Annotated in this window: 14 protein-coding genes and 1 riboswitch; of the genes, 7 read left to right on the top strand and 7 right to left on the bottom strand. The window is 69.3% G+C overall.

From position 1 onward, the window contains the following. The 6 genes from ABD378_RS41295 to ABD378_RS41270 all read left to right on the top strand — a co-directional run. On the top strand, positions 1-939 hold a 939-nt coding region (locus tag ABD378_RS41295; RefSeq protein ID WP_344530126.1), incomplete at its 5' end, for an HD-GYP domain-containing protein. 74 nt (positions 940-1013) lie between these two features. Next, positions 1014-2246, top strand: a complete 1233-nt coding sequence (locus tag ABD378_RS41290; protein ID WP_344530124.1) for an HD-GYP domain-containing protein — start codon at positions 1014-1016, stop codon at positions 2244-2246. Between the two features lie 102 nt (positions 2247-2348). Next, positions 2349-3329, top strand: coding sequence for a tetratricopeptide repeat protein (locus ABD378_RS41285; protein WP_344530122.1), 981 nt, complete (start codon positions 2349-2351; stop codon positions 3327-3329). 64 nt (positions 3330-3393) lie between these two features. Beyond that, positions 3394-4044, top strand: coding sequence for a peptide deformylase (gene def, locus ABD378_RS41280; protein WP_344530120.1), 651 nt, complete (start codon positions 3394-3396; stop codon positions 4042-4044). Positions 4045-4341: 297 nt separating this feature from the next. Beyond that, entirely contained in the window at positions 4342-5463 is a 1122-nt protein-coding gene (gene cyc1, locus ABD378_RS41275; protein WP_344530139.1) for an epi-isozizaene synthase, read from the top strand. Next, complete coding sequence (locus tag ABD378_RS41270) at positions 5460-6821, top strand: bifunctional albaflavenone monooxygenase/terpene synthase (RefSeq protein ID WP_344530118.1); 1362 nt, start codon at positions 5460-5462, stop codon at positions 6819-6821. Before cyc1 ends, ABD378_RS41270 begins: the two co-directional genes overlap by 4 nt. On the opposite strand, the gene ABD378_RS41265 is transcribed toward ABD378_RS41270, so the two are convergent. From ABD378_RS41265 to ABD378_RS41255, 3 genes are all read right to left on the bottom strand, one after another. Next, entirely contained in the window at positions 6775-7776 is a 1002-nt protein-coding gene (locus ABD378_RS41265; RefSeq protein WP_344530116.1) for a helix-turn-helix domain-containing protein, read from the bottom strand. The genes ABD378_RS41270 and ABD378_RS41265 overlap by 47 nt on opposite strands. Before the next feature lie 243 nt (positions 7777-8019). Next, entirely contained in the window at positions 8020-9042 is a 1023-nt protein-coding gene (locus ABD378_RS41260; protein ID WP_344530114.1) for a ribonucleotide-diphosphate reductase subunit beta, read from the bottom strand. Then, positions 9042-11462: a ribonucleoside-diphosphate reductase subunit alpha gene (locus ABD378_RS41255; protein ID WP_344530112.1), complete on the bottom strand. Its 2421-nt coding sequence runs from the start codon at positions 11460-11462 to the stop codon at positions 9042-9044. The genes ABD378_RS41260 and ABD378_RS41255 overlap by 1 nt, the downstream gene beginning before the upstream one ends. A gap of 140 nt (positions 11463-11602) precedes the next feature. Next, a riboswitch (cobalamin riboswitch) is annotated at positions 11603-11726 on the bottom strand. A 100-nt stretch (positions 11727-11826) separates the two neighbouring features. Between ABD378_RS41255 and ABD378_RS41250 the strand changes: the two genes are divergently transcribed. Then, entirely contained in the window at positions 11827-12558 is a 732-nt protein-coding gene (locus tag ABD378_RS41250) for a hypothetical protein (RefSeq protein ID WP_344530110.1), read from the top strand. Positions 12559-12645: 87 nt separating this feature from the next. Here ABD378_RS41250 and mctP read toward each other — a convergent pair whose 3' ends face one another. The 4 genes from mctP to ABD378_RS41230 all read right to left on the bottom strand — a co-directional run bounded on the left by mctP (position 12646) and on the right by ABD378_RS41230 (position 17030). After that, positions 12646-14295 (bottom strand): monocarboxylate uptake permease MctP, encoded by a 1650-nt coding sequence (mctP, locus tag ABD378_RS41245; RefSeq protein ID WP_344530108.1) that lies wholly within the window; start codon positions 14293-14295, stop codon positions 12646-12648. Then, positions 14292-14561 carry a DUF3311 domain-containing protein gene (locus ABD378_RS41240; protein ID WP_344530106.1) on the bottom strand — a complete coding sequence of 90 codons (270 nt, stop codon included), beginning with the start codon at positions 14559-14561 and terminating at the stop codon, positions 14292-14294. Before ABD378_RS41240 ends, mctP begins: the two co-directional genes overlap by 4 nt. Before the next feature lie 121 nt (positions 14562-14682). Further along, the gene (locus tag ABD378_RS41235; RefSeq protein ID WP_344530104.1) at positions 14683-14880 is read right to left on the bottom strand and encodes a YbdD/YjiX family protein; all 198 of its coding nucleotides are present in this window, start codon (positions 14878-14880) and stop codon (positions 14683-14685) included. Then, entirely contained in the window at positions 14877-17030 is a 2154-nt protein-coding gene (locus tag ABD378_RS41230) for a carbon starvation CstA family protein (RefSeq protein ID WP_344530103.1), read from the bottom strand. The genes ABD378_RS41235 and ABD378_RS41230 overlap by 4 nt, the downstream gene beginning before the upstream one ends. Positions 17031-17056 lie beyond the last annotated feature (26 nt).

Below are 17056 nucleotides of genomic sequence, written 5' to 3'. Positions count from 1 at the left end.
GACTTTCCGTACGCGCTCGCGCCCGCCGGGGCGGCCGTCCTCGCCTTCGCCGCCGTACTGACGGTCCTGGACGGCGGCATCCTGGCCACCGCGGAGCGCGTGCCGGTGCGGGCCGCGTGGCGGGGGCTCTTCCTGCGGTCGTTCGCGCCGGTCGCGGTGCACGGTCTCGCCGGTCTGATGATGGCGGTGCTGTGGCGCAGTCCGTACGGGCCGCTCGCCGCGCTCCTCGTGCTGCTTCCGATGGGGGTCTCCTGCTGGGTCTTCGCGCAGTACCACCGCGAGCGGGCCGCCCACCAGGCCACGATCCGGGCGCTCGTGCAGGCCGTCGACATCAAGGACCGGTACACCCGCGGGCACAGCGAGCGCGTGGGGCGGGCCTCCGTGATGATCGCGCGGGAGCTGGGGATGGCGGACGAGAGGGTGGAGAGCCTGCGGTTCGCGGGGATCCTGCACGACGTCGGCAAACTCGGCGTACCGACCCGGCTGCTGCGCAAGGACGGGCCGCTGACCCCTCAGGAGCGGCGGGTCATCGAGCTGCATCCCGAGTACGGGCACGAGATGGTGCGGGGGATCGGCTTCCTCGGAGAGGCGCGGGCGGCGATCCTGCACCATCACGAGCGGATCGACGGGAGCGGGTATCCGTACGGGCTCGTGGGGCGGCAGATCCCGGAGTTCGCGCGGGTGGTGGCGGTCGCGGACGCGTTCGACGCCATGACGTCTACGCGGTCCTATCGGCGAGGGAGGCCTGTCGAGGCCGCGCTCGCCGAGCTGTCCCGGTGCGCGGGGGCGCAGTTCGATCCCGACATGGTTGCCGCGTTGCAGCGGGCGCTGGAGCGGCACGGGTGGCACCCGGCGGTCACCTCGGACACCGCCGGGGTGCCCGTCCCCCGGCAGGGGGCTTCCGGTGTTCCCACCGGCCCGGGGGCGGGAGCGCGGTGAGCGCCTCTTTGTCGGGACCCGGCAGCGAGGGTTGTGCCCACCCGTTCCGCCGTGCGGAACGCCTGCCCACAACCGTGGCGACTCTTGTCTACGGCTCTGCCGGGATTCTCACCCTCCTCGGGCTCGGCTGGACCCTCTGGCACGGGGTGACCGAAGGGGGGATCGCGCTTGCCTTCGGGGGGCTCGTTGCCGTGGGGGAGTTGGCTCGGTGGGGTGCCGGGGGGAGTGATCGGGAGCCCGCGCCGCTCGGGGCGGCGGGCGCGCTCGCTTACGCGCTGCTCGGGGAGGTCGGGGGGCGGCCCACGCACCACGGCGTGCTGCAGGTCATCGCCGTCGTGGTCGCCGCCGCGCTAGTCGGGGCCGTGCCGCACGTGGCGCTCGGCAAGGGGCCCGCCCTCGACCATGTGGCGCGGCGCGTGCTGACCGTCGGCTTCGCTGCCGCGTGCTTCCAACCGCTCTACAACGCGGGCAAGTTGGAGGAGCGGGTGGGGCAGGGGCCCGCCTTCGCCGTCGTCATCGTCGCGCTGATCGTCCTGACCGCCCTGTGCGACGCCGTGCTCGCCGCGGCCATGGCCCACGCGCGTACCCGCTGGCCCTTCGGACCGCTCCTGCGCGACGAGCTGCGGGCCATGCTCGGCATCGGGTCCGCCGTGTGCGCGACGGGGGCCGTCATGGCGCTCGCGGTCGCCGTGGCGGGGCTCTGGGCGCTGCCGGTGTTCAGCCTGCCGCTGCTCCTGACCCAGCTGTCGTTCGGGCGGTACGCGGCGGTGCGGACCACCTACCGGCAGACCATCACCTCGCTCGCCCGGTCGACCGAGATCGCCGGGTACACCCCGCAGGGCCACGCCCGCCGCGTCGCCGCGCTCAGCAGGGCCGTCGGGCGTGATCTCGGCCTCTCGGAGCCGGACCTCGCCGTCCTGGAGTACGCGGCCCTGATGCACGACATCGGGCAGCTCTCCCTCCTGGACCCCGTGCCCGCGGGCGCCACCGCCGGGCTGCCGGACGCGGAACAGCGCCGCATCGCCCTGCTCGGCGGCGCCGTCGTGCGTCAGACGGGGGTGAACGGCGACGTCGCCGTGGTCGTGGAGCGGCAGGCGGATCCGTATCGCGATCAGCCGCTCACCGCCCGTATCGTGCGGGCCGCCAACGCGTACGACGAGATGGCCAGGGGAGAAGGCCCCACAGGCCCTCTCAACGCCCTGGAGCGGCTGCGTCTGGGCACCGGACGTGACTACCAGCCCGAAGTCGTGGAAGCCCTGGCCCGGGTGCTTTCACGGGGCGGCCATAGCTTGCCGCCGGTTGGGTAACCCATGGGTAATGAGCGGCCGTCCGACCGTACGTGGTTGGATGCGAAGAGGGCCCTCAGGGCACATCGGAACGCAGGACTCAAGTACCGGCAGGCGGGAATCGTGAGGATCTTCGGCAAGGGACGGCACCGGCCCTCCGCCTCATGGCGGCAGGCCACCGACCGCGCCTTCACGCTGATCGGCGACGGGCGGTACGAGGACGCGGGCGCGCTCCTTACCCGCGCGGCGGACCTGGAGCCGTGGCTCTCGGAGTCCTGGTTCAACCTCGCGCTGCTCCACAAGTTCCGGCACGACTGGGAGCAGGCACGGGCCGCGGGCCTGCGGGCCGTCGCGCTGCTCGACCGGTCGCAGGGCGCCCCCGACTGGTGGAACGTGGGGATCGCCGCCACCGCCCTGCAGGACTGGCCCCTTGCCCGGCGCGCCTGGCAGGCGTACGGCCTGCGCGTCCCGGGCGGTGTGGCCGCGTCCGGGGAGCCCACCGGCATGGACCTCGGCAGCGCCGCCGTGCGGCTCTCGCCCGAGGGCGAGGCCGAGGTCGTGTGGGGGCGCAGGCTCGACCCCGCCCGGATCGAGGTGCTCTCCATCCCGCTGCCCTCCTCGGGGCGCCGCTGGGGCGAGGTCGTGCTGCACGACGGCGTCCCGCACGGCGAGCGGACGACGGGGGCGGGGGACTCGTACCCCGTCTTCGACGAGATCGAGCTGTGGGCGCCCTCACCGGTCCCCACCTGGGTGGTTCTCCTGGAGGCCGCCACCGAGGACGACCGTGACGCCTTGGAGAAGCTCGCCGCCGACGCGGGCTTCGCCGCCGAGGACTGGTCGTCGTCCGTCCGGCTGCTCTGCCGCATGTGTTCCGAGAGCCGCATGCCGAGCGACGAGGGCGACGGCGAGCACCTGGACCCGCACGACCACAGTGAACCTGGCCACCCCGGGCCGCTCGGCCACCGCAGCCCCGGCGCCCTGTGGGTGCCCGAGCGCGAGTGCGGCATCGCGGCGCCCGCCGCCCTGGTGCGCGGGCTGCTCGACGGCTGGGTCGCGGACAGCCCGGACTCCCGTGACTGGCGGGATCTGGAAGAGGTCTGCTGACTCCTGGCCGTAGGCTGTACCGGCACTATCTCTTGTGGGTTCCCAGGAAGGCGTACGTCGGACAATGGCGCAGGACACTGAGCAGCAGGCCTCGGGCGGGGTCCTCCCCGTAGACGACGAGGGCTTCGTCATCGACACGGAGGACTGCGAGGAGCGGGAGACGGCCTACCGCGAGCGCGGTACGTCGCGGCCCATCACGGTCGTCGGCAACCCTGTGCTGCACAAGGAGTGCAAGGACGTCACCGCCTTCGACGACGAGCTCGCGCAGCTCGTCGCGGACATGTTCGCCAGCCAGCGGACCGCCGAGGGCGTGGGCCTGGCCGCCAACCAGATCGGCGTCGACCTGAAGGTCTTCGTCTACGACTGCATGGACGACGAGGGCAGGCGCCACGTCGGCGCAATCTGCAATCCCGTGCTGCGTGAGGTGCCCGCCGACCGCCGCCAGCTGGACGAGTCGAACGAAGGCTGCCTCTCCGTGCCCACGGCCTACGCCGAGCTGGCCCGCCCGGACTACGCCGAGGTGACCGGGCAGGACGAGAAGGGCAACCCCGTCAAGGTGCGGGGCACCGGCTACTTCTCGCGCTGCCTGCAGCACGAGACGGACCACCTGTACGGCTACCTCTACATCGACCGCCTCTCCAAGCGCGACCGCAAGGACGCGCTGCGGCAGATGGAAGAGGGCACGCCGCGCTACCCCGTCGTGCCCAACGACTGAGTCGACTCCAGGCACGCGCGCACCGCGAGCCACCTGCGGCCCCTGGCCGGGAACTCCCTCCCGGCCAGGGGCCGTTCGCATGAACCGGTCAGCTGTGCGAGCAAAACAGGCTCACGATGATCCAGATTCAGTCACGTACAGGGATTTTCTCGGCACTGGGGGGTAGTGAATGGCGCAAATCTGTTCCCTGAACGGTCAGTTGTGGTGCTGAATGGAAAGGCGCGGGGATACGCAACGGCGCGCGCCCGGCACGGCGGGAGGGGCGTGCGTCCTCAGGCGGCTGAGAGGGGCTTGTTCGTGCCTGCATATTCATATGGCACTTCACCGACACAGCCACAGACACCGGCGGTATCCGTGCCTCCGGCGCTGGCGCTCCCGGTGATCGAGGCAGATTTTCCACGACGACTGCATCCGTATTGGCCGAGGCTTCAGGAGAAGTCCAGGGCATGGCTACGCGAAATGCGCCTGATGCCCGCAGACAAGGTCGAACGGTACGCGGACGGCCTGTGCTACACGGACCTGGTGGCCGGCTACTACATTGGCGCGTCCAATGAGTTGCTCAGCGCGATAGCCGACCTCAGCAGTTGGTTCTTCGCGTGGGACGACCGACACGACCGCGACTCGGTGCACGGCAGGGCGGCCCAGTGGCGGCGCCTGTGCCGCGGGCTCCACGAGACGCTCAGGGCGCCCCGGCAGCAGCTGCATCACCGCGATCCTCTGGTCGCGGGGTTCGCCGACTGTGTCCTGCGGCTGTACTCGCACCTCGGGGCCAGCTGGAACGCCCGGTTCGCCCGGCACTTCCACAGCGTGATCGAGGCGTACGACCTGGAGTTCAGAAACCGCAGGACGGGTACAGTCCCGACTGTCGAGGCGTACATCGAGCTGCGCAGGCTGACGTTCGCCCACTGGGCGTGGATCGACCTGCTCGAACCCACGGCGCGCCACGAACTGCCGCGGGAGGTGCGGAAGCATCCTGCATATCGGCGGGCGGCGCTCGCCACGCAGGATTTCTCCGCCTGGTACAACGACCTGTGCTCACTTCCCAAGGAACTCGCGGGAGATGAACTGCACAATCTCGGAATCAGTCTGATCCAGCACGAGGGATTGTCCCTCGAAGAGGCCGTGGCGGAAGTCCACCGGCGGGTGACCGGCTGCATATCGGACTTCCTCGCGGCGGAGAAAGAAGTACTGCACCTCGCCGGGCAATTGGCCGACGGAAGTGTGCACGGAAGGAAGCTCTCGGGCGCGGTGGAATCCTGCATATTCAATATGCGGAACTGGTTCTCGTCCGTGTATTGGTTCCACCACGAATCCGGCCGCTATCGGGTGGACAGCTGGGACGACAGGTCCATTCCCCCGTATGTGAGCGACGCGGTAATGAGCGACTTGGCCGAAACTGAATTGGTAGGTGAGGAATGAGCGTCGAATCCGCGATATCCGCGCACGCAGCGTCAGGGTCGGAGCCACCGCTCGTCAGCGGCGGCGCCCCGCTCATCGGCCACGCCTGGAACCTGGTCCGTGACCCGCTGGGCTTCCTGGCCGCGCTGCGGGACCACGGTGATCTCGTACGCATCCGGTTGGGGCCCAAGACGGCGTACGCGGTCTGCGACCCGGAGCTGGTCGGGCAGCTGCTGAGGAGCCCCGACTACATCGTCGGAGGGCCGCTCTGGGACACCCTGGAAGTGCTCCTCGGCAAGGGCGTGGCGACCAGCAACGGCAAGGTGCACCGGCGTCAACGGCGCATGATGCAGCCCGCGTTCAGGCCCGAGCGGATCGCCGGCTACGCCAAGGTGATGGAGGAGGAGGCCCGCATGACGGCCGCGCGCTGGCGGCCGGGCGACACGGTCGACGTCAACGCGGAGATGTTCCGCACCGCCGTGCGCGTCGTGTCCCGCTCCCTCCTCGAGGTCGACGCGATCAGTGAGAAGGCGGACCGTATCGCCGATTCGCTGCACACCGTCTTCGAGGGGCTCTATCGGAGGATGGTCCTCTCGGTCGGGCCGCTGTACCGCGTGCCGACCCAGGGCAACCGCCGCTTCCAGAACGCGCTCGCCGAACTGCACGTACTGGTCGACGAGATCATCGCCGAAGGCAGGGCCGCGGGCGCGGACCAGGACGACCTGTTGGCCGAAATGCTGCGGGCGCACGATGAATCAGGCAGGCCGCTCAGCGATCAGGAGGTCCATGACCATGTGATCTCCCTCGTCGTGGCGGGTGCCGAGAATATCGCGGCGACGCTGGCATGGACGTTCCACCTGCTGGCCGAACACCCCGAGCAGGAAAGGCGATTGGTTGAAGAAGTAAATTCCGTCGCACCGGATCGGGAGATCACATTCGCCGACCTCAAGGACCTTCCGCACACCCGGAATGTCGTCACCGAGGCCATGCGCATACAGCCGGCTGCTTGGATATTCACGCGCCGGTCGGTCGGAGAGACCAACCTGGGTGGCTACCGCATTCCTGCGGACGCCGACATCGTCTACAGCGCGTACGCGATGCAACGCGATCCACGTTCCTTCGAGCAGCATCTCGCGTTCGACCCGGACCGCTGGAATCCGGAACGTGCGGGTGACGTACCGGAGTTCGCGATGATGCCGTTCGGGACCGGTAACCGCAAGTGCCCGGGCGACCACTTCAGCCTGGCCGAACTCGCCATCATCCTGGCGACGGTGGCCCCGAAGTGGCACCTGGCGCCGGTCGCGGAGACCGACGCCGAGACGAGGATCGGCATCACGCTACAGCCGAAGAAGCTCGTTCTCCGGGCCGAGAGGCGGTGACGGGCGGCCCGCGGAAGGTGCGGCGGTAGGCGTTCGGCGTGGTGCCGAGCGCCCGCAGGAACTGGTGGCGCATCGCCGCGGCGTTGCCGAAACCGGCACGCCCGGCGATGGCGTCCACCGTCTCCTCCGAGCCCTCGAGCAACTCCTGCGCCAGCAGTACGCGTTGGCGCAGGAGCCAGCGGTAGGGCGTGGTGCCGGTCTCCTGCTGGAAGCGGCGCGCGAAGGTGCGCGGCGACATGTGCGCGCGCTCGGCGAGCTGCTCGACGGTGATGTCCGTGTCCAGATGGCGCTCCATCCAGGCGAGCACACCGCCCACGGTGTCGCACGCCGTGCGCGGCAGCGGGCGCGCCACGAACTGGGCCTGGCCGCCATCGCGATGGGGCGGTACGACCATGCGCCGGGCGATGGCGTTGGCGACCTCGGTGCCGTGCTCCTGGCGCACGATGTGCAGGCAGGCGTCGATCCCGGAGGCGGTGCCCGCCGAAGTGACGACCGGACCCTCGTCCACGTACAGGACATCGGGCTCGACCCTGGCGCGCGGATAGCGCACCGCGAGCTCCGTGGAGTGCTGCCAGTGCACGGCGCAGCGGCGTCCGTCGAGCAGCCCCGCGGCCCCGAGCACGAAGACGCCGGAGCAGACGGAGAGGACGCGCGCCCCGCGGTCCACCGCGCGGCGCAGGGCGGCGAGCAGTTCATCGGGGTAGGCCCGGTGCACGAACGACTGGCCCGCGGGCACGGCGATGAGGTCGGCCTCCTCGAGCCGGTCGAGGCCGTACGGAGTGGTGATCGAGAACCCGGCGTGATTGCTCAGGGGCCCGTCCTCCGCGGCGACGACCGCGAAGTCGTACACGGGAAGACCCTCGTCGCTCCGGTCGAGGCCGAACACCTCGCAGACGACGCCGAGTTCGAAGGGATTGACGCCGTCGAGCAGCACGACGGCCACGTTCTTCAGCATGCTCGACAGTGTGCCGCAGGGTTGGCAGTAAGTCGATGGTGTGTGGCAGTCCTGCCACTGACGCTTGTGTCCGGCGCGCAGGACAGTGAGGACATGAACACATTCCTCGGATACGTGACCGTCCTGACCGTCTTCCTCCTGCTGGCCGCACCCGCGCTGGTCGGATACGTCCACGACCGCCGGATCGACCGCGAACTGCGTGAGGCCCCCCGCGCCCCACGCAGCTCGCGGCAGTCTGAGGTCCTAGAACTCGTCGTCGAAGGAGACCGAACCCTCGACCGCGACCTGGTAGGCCGAAGGGCGCCGCTCGAAGAAGTTGGTCAGCTCCTGGACACCCTGGAGCTCCATGAACGAGAACGGGTTTGAGGAGCCGTAGACCGGCGCGAACCCGAGCCGCTGCAGCCGCTGGTCGGCGACGCACTGCAGATACTCGCGCATGGAGTCGGTGTTCATGCCGGGCAGGCCCTCACCGCACAGGTCGCGCGCGAACTGCAGCTCGGCCTCGACGGCCTCCTTGAGCATGTCCGTGACCTGCGTCTGCAGCGCGTCGTCGAAGAGCTCGGGCTCCTCCTTGCGGACGGTGTCGACCACGTCGAAGGCGAAGCTCATGTGCATCGTCTCGTCGCGGAACACCCAGTTCGTGCCGGTGGCGAGGCCGTGCAGCAGACCGCGCGAGCGGAACCAGTAGACGTACGCGAAGGCACCGTAGAAGAAGAGCCCCTCGATGCACGCGGCGAAGCAGATCAGGTTCAGCAGGAAGCGGCGCCGGTCGGCCTTGCTCTCCAGCTGGTCCATCTTCTCGACGGAGTCCATCCACCGGAAGCAGAACTCCGCCTTCTCGCGGATGGAGGGGATCTCCTCGACCGCGTCGAAGGCCGCGGCGCGGTCCTCCGGGTCGGGCAGGTAGGTGTCGAGCAGCGTCAGATAGAACTGGACGTGCACGGCCTCCTCGAAGAGCTGGCGGCTCAAGTAGAGCCGTGCCTCGGGCGAGTTGATGTGCTTGTAGAGCGTGAGCACGAGGTTGTTGGAGACGATCGAGTCGCCGGTCGCGAAGAACGCGACCAGGCGGCCGATCATGTGCTGCTCGCCGGGCGAGAGCTTGGCGAGGTCGGCGACGTCCGAGTGGAGGTCGACCTCCTCCACGGTCCAGGTGTTCTTGATCGCGTCCCGGTAGCGCTCGTAGAAGTCGGGGTAGCGCATGGGGCGCAGGGTCAGCTCGAAGCCCGGGTCGAGGAGGTTCTTCTCGGCGTTGGTCGTGGAGCTCATTACTGGCAGGCCTCGCAGGACTCGGGGTTTTCCAGGGAGCAGGCGACGGCGTCTTCGGCCGTGGCCTGGGCAGGTACAGGGGAGGGGCCGGGGGTGGGGGCGGGCTCGGCGGACTCGCTCCGGCCCGCCGCCGCGCGGGCGATGCGGGTCGCCGGGCGCGAACGCAGGTAGTACGTCGTCTTCAGGCCCTGCTGCCACGCGTACGCGTACATCGAGGAGAGCTTGCCGATGGTCGGCGTCTCCAGGAACAGGTTCAGGGACTGCGCCTGGTCGAGGTACGGCGTGCGCGCGGCGGCCATGTCGATCAGGCCGCGCTGCGGGATCTCCCACGCGGTGCGGTAGAGGTCGCGCACCTCGGCGGGGATCCAACTGAAGCCCTGCACCGAGCCGTTGGCCTCGCGCAGCGCCTCGCGGGTCTGCGCGTCCCAGACGCCGAGCCGTTTCAGCTCCTGGACCAGGTAGGCGTTGACCTGGAGGAATTCACCGCTCAGCGTCTCGCGCTTGAAGAGGTTGGAGACCTGCGGCTCGATGCACTCGTAGACGCCCGCGATGGACGCGATCGTGGCGGTCGGCGCGATGGCGAGAAGCAGCGAGTTGCGCATGCCGGTGACGGCGATACGTTCCCGCAGCGCGGCCCAGCGCTCCGGCCAGGTCAGCTCGACGCCGTAGTGGTCGGGGTGCAGGACGCCGCGCGCGGTGCGGGTCTTCTCCCAGGCGGGCAGCGGGCCGTTGCGCTCGGCGAGGTCGGCGGACGCCTCGTACGCGGCGAGCATGATCCGCTCGGCGATGCGCGTCGAGAGGGCGCGCGCGGCGGGGGAGTCGAAGGGCAGCTTCAGCTGGAAGAAGACGTCCTGCAGACCCATGGCGCCCAGGCCCACCGGACGCCACCTGGCGTTGGAGCGCCCGGCCTGCTCGGTCGGGTAGAAGTTGATGTCGACGACGCGGTCGAGGAACGTGACGGCCGTGCGGACGGTCTCGTCGAGCCGCTCCCAGTCGATGTCACCGGCGGCCGTGTCCACGAAGGCGCCGAGGTTCACCGAACCCAGGTTGCAGACGGCCGTCTCGCCGTCGTCCGTCACCTCCAGGATCTCCGTGCAGAGGTTGGAGGAGTGGACCGTGTGGCCGGGCTCCGCCGTCTGGTTGGCGGTGCGGTTGGCGGCGTCCTTGAAGGTCATCCAGCCGTTGCCGGTCTGTGCCAGGGTGCGCATCATGCGGCCGTAGAGGTCACGGGCGGGGATGGTCTTGCGGGCGAGCCCGGCGGCCTCGGCCTTGCGGTACGCGGCGTCGAACTCGTCGCCCCACAGGTCGACGAGCTCGGGCACGTCGGCGGGCGAGAACAGCGACCAGTCCTGGCTCGCGGCGACCCGGCGCATGAACTCGTCCGGGATCCAGTGCGCGAGGTTGAGGTTGTGCGTGCGCCGCTGGTCCTCACCGGTGTTGTCGCGCAGCTCCAGGAACTCTTCGATGTCGGAGTGCCAGGTCTCCAGGTACACCGCGGCGGCGCCCTTGCGCCTGCCGCCCTGGTTCACGGCGGCGACGGAGGCGTCCAGGGTCTTGAGGAACGGCACGATGCCGTTGGAGTGGCCGTTCGTGCCGCGGATCAGCGAACCGCGGGCGCGGATGCGGGAGTACGAGAGGCCGATGCCGCCCGCGTGCTTGGAGAGGCGCGCGACCTGGTGGTAGCGGTCGTAGATGGAGTCAAGCTCGTCCAGCGGGGAGTCGAGGAGGTAGCAGGAGGACATCTGCGGGTGGCGCGTGCCGGAGTTGAAGAGCGTCGGCGATGACGGCAGGTAGTCCAGGCGGCTCATCAGGCGGTACAGGGCGGCGACTTCGTCCACCGCGCGGACGCTTTCGTCCTCGGCGAGGCCGCTCGCGACGCGCAGCATGAAGTGCTGCGGGGTCTCGATGACCTGCCGGGTGATCGGATGGCGAAGGAGATAGCGGCTGTGCAGGGTGCGCAGGCCGAAGTAACCGAAGCGGAAGTCGGCGCCGTCCTCCAGGGCCGCCTCCACGAGACCGTCGAGGTGCTCCGCATGGTCGGTGACGAACGCTGCCGTACGGTCCGCGATCAGGCCCTCGCGGTGCCCGACGGCGACCGAGTCGGAGAAGGAGCGCACGCCCTGCGACGCGGCCTCGTCACGGATGCTGAGGCTGAGGAGCCTGGCCGCGAGCTGCGAGTAGGTCGGGTCCTCGGAGATGAGCCCCGCGGCGGCCTCGGTCGCCAGCTCCCGCAGCTCCGCCACATCGGCCCTGGCCGAACGGCCGCGCAGCGCGGCGGCCGCGACTCTGCCGGGGTCGGCGTCGGGGAGGTCGGCGGTGAGGTCGGTCAGGGTACGCAGCAGCGCGGTTCCTGGGCCGTCGGCGGTCTGCTGACCGTCGGTGGTCTGCGCTGACGCAGGTTCGGCTGGCGCGATGGTCACGTGGAGCACTCCCTCGCTCGGCTCTGAGCCTTGGGGAGGAGGGGTGAGTGACACACGGGGGCCGCCCCTGGGCAGGGCTGCGCTCCGCGTCCACCAGCCCATTCCACGAGGCCCGGACGTCGTTGGCACCCGGACCGGTCGGAACGGGCGCGCTGTCGACAGGTTTTCGGACTTGCGAGCACGACAAATGCGTACTCATACACCGTTGCGGGACAGTTCCGGACTTGCACCGGATTCCCCTGCGGCGACAGCGAGCACGAGCATACATCTTGTGCTGGCTCTCGGCGGCAACCCCACATCTTGTGTCGGCGTGCGTATCCCCTAGGGTGGCGGCCGAACTGATGGCCGAACAGGGAGAGTCGCTGTGCGGGGACGGGGTGCGGCCTGTGCCGCGGCGCTGGTGATGCTGCTCACCGGGTGCGGGGAGGCCGGTGAGAAGGCGGGGTCGAAGCCTGCGCGGACCCCGAAGCCGACCACGGCGCCCGGTGTCGACGGCGACGCGGATCCCGGGAAGGTCTTCACGGACGCCGAGCTGAAGGCGGCGCTGCTTCCGGCGAAGGCGGTCGGGGCGAAGGCAGAGGCGTCCGAGGCGACCCTGGGGCTGTTCAACCGGCACTTCGGCGGCGGCGACTGGGGCTCCTGCGCACCCGGCAAGGAGGCGCGCGAGGAGCTGTGGCGCATGCGGGGCGCCAGCGCCGAGCACACGGTGCGCCCCCGGCCCGGAGAGGTCGACGAGGGCGATCCCTACGTCTTCGAGCGCCTGGTCTCGATGCCGGCCGCGCGGGCCGAGCGCTACCTCGCGCTGCGACTCCAGCTCAACGAGGTGTGCCCCGCCGCGGCCGTCGACACGGAGGCGGCCCCGGTCACCGAGCACCACGAGGCAGGGAAGCTGCCGGGCCTGGGCGACGAGGCGGTCATCGAGACCACGCGGACCACCGGCGGCGACGAGTACGACGGCACTGCGGAGTACGAGGTCGGGATGCGGGTCGGCGGTGTGCTCGTCATCGTGCGAGGGGGCACCGACAAGGCCCTGACGATCTCCTCGGCCGCCCGGGCGGCACAGCGGGTCCGCACGAAGCTCTACAAGGCCGCGTAGGACTAGTAGGCCTCGTAGGCGACGCGCAAGAGCGCGGGCCGCCGGAGGAATCCGGCGGCCCGCGCTCGTACCGCGTACAGAAGAGGCTCAGTGCCCGCCGGGCGCTCCCACCGTGGCCGGCGGCAGCTCCTCCACGACGCCCGGGTCGCCCGCGTCCGCCGTGTAGTCGCCGGGAGAGGTCTCGTCGATCCCGTCAGGGGCCTTCATGGCGCGCAGGACGAAGGTCATGACCACGGTGACCACCACGTTCAGGACGAACGCCGTGAGGCCGATGTAGCCGATCTCGCCGATGCCGGGGATCTCGTCGGACGAGCCGCCGAAGTGCTTCTGCGTCGGCGACGCGACGCCGTACGCGGCGACGGTTCCGTAGACCATGCCGACCGCCCAGCCCGCGAGCAGCGCCCAGCGGTGGAACCACCGCGTGAACAGGCCGCCGACAAGCGCGGGCATGGTCTGCAGGATCCAGATGCCGCCCAGGAGCTGGAAGTTGATCGCGACCGTCTTGTCCATGGTGAGGACGAAGGCGAGCGCGCCGACCTTCACCAGGAGCGAGACCAGCTTGGAGACCTTCATCTCCTGCGAGGGTGTCGCGTCCGGCTTGAGGAAGTCCTTGTAGATGTTCCTGGTGAAGAGATTCGCGGCCGCGATCGACATGATGGCCGCGGGCACGAGCGCGCCGATGCCGATCGCCGCGAACGCGACGCCGGTGAACCAGTCGGGGAACATCGTCTCGAACAGCTGCGGGATCGCCAGCTGCCCGTTCTCGACCTTCACCCCGGCCGCGATCGCCATGAAGCCGAGCAGCGCGAGCAGGCCCAGCATCAGCGAGTAGAGCGGCAGGATCGTGGTGTTGCGGCGGATCACGTTGCGGCTCTTGGAGGAGAGCGTCGCCGTGATCGAGTGCGGGTACATGAACAGCGCGAGCGCGGAGCCGAGCGCGAGCGTGGCATAGGTCCACTGCCCGGCATGGCCCGGCGCGAGGCCCGCGACGGGCTTGCCCGCCGCCTCGTTGCTCGCTGAGAACTTGTCGTTCGCCGCCTGGAAGATCTCGTCGAAGCCGCCGAGCTTGATCGGGATGTAGATGATCGCGACGGCGATGACGAGGTAGATCAGGCCGTCCTTCACGAACGCGATCAGCGCGGGGGCGCGCAGACCCGACGAGTACGTGTACGCGGCGAGCACCGCGAACGCGATCAGGAGCGGCAGGTCCTTGATGAACCAGTTCGTGTCAGGGCCACCGCCGACGCCCATGACGTCGAGCACGGCCTGGATGCCGACCAACTGGAGTGCGATGTACGGCATCGTGGCGAGGATGCCGGTGACCGCGACGGCCAGTGAGAGCCCCTTGGAGCCGAAGCGCCCGCGCACGAAGTCCGATGTGGTCACGTATCCGTGCTTGTGCGACACGGACCACAGGCGCGGCAGGAAGGTGAAGATCAGCGGGTAGACGAGGATCGTGTACGGCACAGCGAAGAAGCCGGCCGCGCCCGCCGCGTAGATCGCCGCAGGGACCGCCACGAACGTATACGCCGTGTAGAGGTCGCCGCCGAGCAGGAACCACGTGACCCAGGTGCCGAACGACCGTCCGCCCAGGCCCCATTCGTCCAGGCTCTCGGTCTCGGCCTTGCGCCAGCGCGCGGCCAGGAAGCCCATCGCCGTGACGGCGGCGAAGAAGAAGATGAAGACGGCGAGGGCGATGCCGTTGATGCCGCCCGTGTCCGCTGCGAGCTCGTTCATCGGGTCGCACCCCCCTGGGCCTGCTCGGCCTTGCGGGCGCGCTGGTCACGCTGCCACAGCTTGTACGCGATCATGGTGAGAAGCGTGGATATGAGCACCCACAGCATCTGGTACCAGTAGAAGAACGGGATGCCGATGAAGGTCGGTTCGACCTTCGCGTAGGAGCTCACCCAGAGCATCGCCACGAACGGCGCGACGAGACAGAGGGCAATGACCACGCGGACCGGCGTGACCACCGGTCTGCTCACTTCAGGCGCATCTGACACTTCGCGGCTCCGCTCCCTCGCTTATCCCACCTTTAACGTGCGGGAAATCTAAGCGAGAGGATTGATCTATGGAACCCCCGTCCGGATACCGGACGTATCAATGTGCCTGCTCAGTGCGGGGTCAGCAGCAGCGGAACCCCTGCCTGGGGTCTGACTCCTGCTGATCCGTCCGCATTCGCTCGAACTCCCTCCGGGAGGGGACGGATGCCCCGGGATGCGTCTTCCGCTTGTGCGCGACATAACGGTCGTACGCGGACTCGTCGGTCAACTCCCGTGTGTACCAACGCACCCAGCGCAGCCCACGCAGCACCCACGTCATGACGGGGCCTTCGCGTCGCCGCTGACCTTCGCCTTCGCCGCCGCCAGTTCCGCCTTCTCCTCCTGGGTCGGGATCAGACCGGCCGGCACGGTCAGCTTCGACTCCACGTACTCGGCCTCGCTCAGCTTCGACGACCGGGGGTTGCGGATGTGCTTCACGCAGATCCGTGCCGCGTCCGCGATCACGATGACGATGAGCAGGGCGAGCGCGGCCGAAAGGACGCCGTCCACCGTGGAGTTGGTGACGACCGTGCGCATGTCTTCCATGGTCTTGGCGGGCGGCAGGATCTTTCCGTCGTCGATCGCGTCCTGGTAGACCGAGCGCTGCTTGAAGAAGCCCACGCGCGGGTCGCTGGAGAAGACCTTCTGCCAGCTGGCGGTCAGGGTGACCGTCGCGTCCCAGGCGAGCGGGATTCCGGTGATCCAGGCCCACTTGAGGCGCCCCGACTTCACCAGGAGCGTCGTGCAGACGGCGAGCGCGACCGCGGCGAGGAGCTGGTTGGAGATGCCGAAGATCGGGAAGAGCTGGTTGATCCCGCCGAGCGGCTCGTGCACGCCCACCCACAGGAAGTAGCCCCACAGGCCGGTGACGACCGCGCTCGTGATGATGAGTCCGGGTTTCCAACTGACCCTCTTGAAGGGCTTGTAGACGTTCCCGAGCATGTCCTGCAGCATGAAGCGGCCCACGCGCGTGCCCGCGTCGAGCGCGGTCAGGATGAACAGCGCCTCAAACATGATCGCGAAGTGGTACCAGAACGCCTTCATGGAGCCGCCGGTGACCTTCGAGAAGATCTCGGACACACCGACCGCGAGGGTGGGCGCGCCGCCCGTGCGTGAGAGCAGCGAGGACTCCTCGACGTTCTTGGCGGCCTGTGCCAGGTCCTCGGGGGAGATCGAGTACCCGAAGCCGGCGACCGCCTGGGACGCGGCCTGGACGTTGTCCCCGATGACGCCCGCGGGCGCGTTCATCGCGAAGTAGAGGCCCGGGTCGATGATGCTCGCCGCGACGAGCGCCATGACCGCGACCGACGACTCCATCAGCATGGAGCCGTAGCCGATCATCCGGACCTGCGTCTCCTTCTGGATCATCTTCGGCGTCGTGCCCGACGAGATCAGCGCGTGGAAGCCGGACAGGGCCCCGCAGGCGATGGTGATGAAGACGAACGGGAAGAGCGAGCCCGCGAAGACGGGTCCGTCGCCGCGTGAGGCGAAGTCGGTCACCGGGTCCATCTTCAGCGTCGGCAGCGTGACGACGACGCCGATCGCGAGCAGCAGGATCGTGCCGATCTTCATGAACGTGGAGAGGTAGTCGCGCGGCGCGAGCAGCATCCACACCGGCAGGATCGAGGCGATGAATCCGTACGCCACCAGCCAGATGACCAGCGTCGACGGCGCGAGCGTGAACGTCTCCGCGAGAGACGACTCGGCGACCCAGCGGCCTGCGACCAGGGCGAGCAGCAGCAGCGCGATCCCGATGAGGGAGACCTCGCTGACCCGGCCCGGCCGCAGGATCCGCAGATAGAAGCCCATGAACAGCGCGATCGGAATGGTCATCGCGATGGAGAAGGTGCCCCACGGCGAGTCCGCGAGCGCGTTGACGATGACGAGCGCGAGCACCCCGAGCAGGATGATCATGATGGCGAACGCGGCGAGCAGCGCGGCGGCCCCGCCGAAGGGACCGATCTCCTCGCGTGCCATCTGGCCCAGCGACTTGCCGTCACGCCGCGTGGAGAAGAAGAGGACGACCATGTCCTGCACGGCGCCCGCGAAGATCACCCCGACGATGATCCAGATCGTGCCCGGCAAGTAACCCATCTGCGCGGCGAGTACGGGCCCCACGAGCGGCCCCGCGCCCGCGATAGCCGCGAAGTGGTGGCCGAGCAGGACGCGGCGGTCCGTCGGGTGGAAGTCGATGCCGTTGTCCAGGCGCTCCGCCGGAGTGGCCCGGTTCTTGTCGACCTTCAGGACGCGGTTGACGATGAACTTGGAGTAGAAGCGATAGGCGATGGCGTACGAGCCGAGGGCCGCGGCCACCATCCAGGCCGCCGACACCTCCTCGTCGCGCGAGAGCGCCAACACGGTCCAGCCCGAGGCGCCCACCAGCGCGACCAGGGACCAGATGACGATGGATCGGGGATTCGCTGTGCGCACCGGGTCGTCCTCCCGTTCATCAAGCG

This window comes from Streptomyces rectiviolaceus, assembly GCF_039533825.1.
GTDB lineage: Bacteria > Actinomycetota > Actinomycetes > Streptomycetales > Streptomycetaceae > Streptomyces > Streptomyces rectiviolaceus.
The sequence above is the reverse complement of the archived record's forward strand: the minus strand, read 5'-3'. Positions and strand labels throughout refer to the sequence as shown.

Excerpts from the sequence above, each read along its gene's own strand:
- def (WP_344530120.1), top strand. The coding sequence starts at position 3,394 with ATGGCGCAGGACACTGAGCAGCAGGCCTCGGGCGGGGTCCTCCCCGTA.
- ABD378_RS41270 (WP_344530118.1), top strand. The coding sequence starts at position 5,460 with ATGAGCGTCGAATCCGCGATATCCGCGCACGCAGCGTCAGGGTCGGAG.
- ABD378_RS41265 (WP_344530116.1), bottom strand. The coding sequence starts at position 7,776 with ATGCTGAAGAACGTGGCCGTCGTGCTGCTCGACGGCGTCAATCCCTTC.
- mctP (WP_344530108.1), bottom strand. The coding sequence starts at position 14,295 with ATGAACGAGCTCGCAGCGGACACGGGCGGCATCAACGGCATCGCCCTC.
- ABD378_RS41260 (WP_344530114.1), bottom strand. The coding sequence starts at position 9,042 with ATGAGCTCCACGACCAACGCCGAGAAGAACCTCCTCGACCCGGGCTTC.
- ABD378_RS41235 (WP_344530104.1), bottom strand. The coding sequence starts at position 14,880 with ATGACGTGGGTGCTGCGTGGGCTGCGCTGGGTGCGTTGGTACACACGG.